The organism is Paraburkholderia sp. JHI2823 (assembly GCF_038900695.1).
Taxonomy (GTDB): Bacteria; Pseudomonadota; Gammaproteobacteria; order Burkholderiales; family Burkholderiaceae; genus Paraburkholderia; species Paraburkholderia mimosarum.
The window spans coordinates 1-1265 of record NZ_JAYMRY010000135.1 but is presented as its reverse complement, the minus strand read 5'-3'; the positions used below and the strand labels follow the sequence as shown (position 1 = coordinate 1265).

Sequence of the window (1265 nt, the reverse complement as noted above, 5' to 3'; positions counted from 1 at the left end):
CCCGTGGTGGTCGTCATCATGTAGTGCTGCTCACCGAGGCGCACCGTCACGCCGTCGTCGAACACCATGCCGTTTTCGTCGAGCATCAGCCCATAGCGGCACTTGCCCACTTCGAGCTTGAGCCACGGGTTCGTGTACACCCAGTTCAGCAGCTTCGCGGCGTCCGGCCCCTGGATGTCGATCTTGCCCAGCGTCGAAGCGTCGAGTATGCCCACGCTGTTGCGAACCGCGAGGCACTCGCGCTTGACCGCCGCGTGCAGGTCCTCGCCGCTCTTCGGGTAGTACCAGGGGCGCTTCCAGTTGCCCACGTCCTCGAATTTCGCGCCGTGCTGCACGTGCCATTCGTGAATGCAGGTCTTGCGGATCGGGTCGAGCAGGTCGCCGAGTTCGCGCCCCGCGAACGTGCCGAACGTGACGGGCGTGTAGTTCGGGCGGAACGTCGTCGTGCCCGTTTCGGGAATCGTCTTGCCGAGCGCGCCGGCGAGGATCGCCATGCCGTTGATGTTGCCGAGCTTGCCCTGGTCGGTGCCGAAACCCATGGCCGTGTAGCGCTTCACGTGCTCGACCGACTCGAAGCCTTCGCGCGCGGCGAGCAGGATGTCCGCCGCCGAGACATCGTTCTGGAAGTCGACGAACTGCTTCGGCCCGCGCGCCGCCTCCTTGCGGCTGCCCACGAGCCACAGCGCCTGCAGCGGCGTTTCCTCGACTTCGGCGGCCTTCGGCACGGCGGGCCGCTTGATGGGCAAGCCAAGCGACTTTGCCGCGTCGATGCCGCCGTCCACGCCCTGCGTGAGCGCGCGGGCAAGGCCGAATTCGCCCACCGCCGCTCCCACGCTCACTTCGTCCTGCACGCGCTTGCCCGGCAGGAAGCACGCCTTCGCGTCGCTCCAGTGCGCCTTGCCGCCCGACTGCGCGAACAGATGCAGCACGGGACTGAAGCCGCCCGAGACCGCGACGAGGTCGCACGCGAGCGTCGCCTGTTGCGAGCCGGTTTGACCGTTCGTGTAGCCCACCACATCGACCGAACTCACGCGCTGTTTTCCGTGCGCGCAGTGGATGGCCGCGTTGTACATCACTTTCACGCCCTGGCGGCGCGCGGCCGCCTGCAACGCGCCATTGCCCTGCATGCGCGAATCGACGACCGTTACGTTCGCGCCGCACGCCTTGAGGTCGAGTGCGCAGCGATAGCCAGCATCGTTGTTCGTGAACACGACCGCATTGCGTCCCGGCAACACGCCGTAGCGATGGATATACGTCGATACCGC

General features: G+C 66.6%; 1 pseudogene. It reads right to left on the bottom strand.

Annotation, left to right across the window (positions count from 1 at the left end):
* Positions 1 to 1265: pseudogene (locus VSR34_RS37930) on the bottom strand (sarcosine oxidase subunit alpha); the annotation flags it as partial.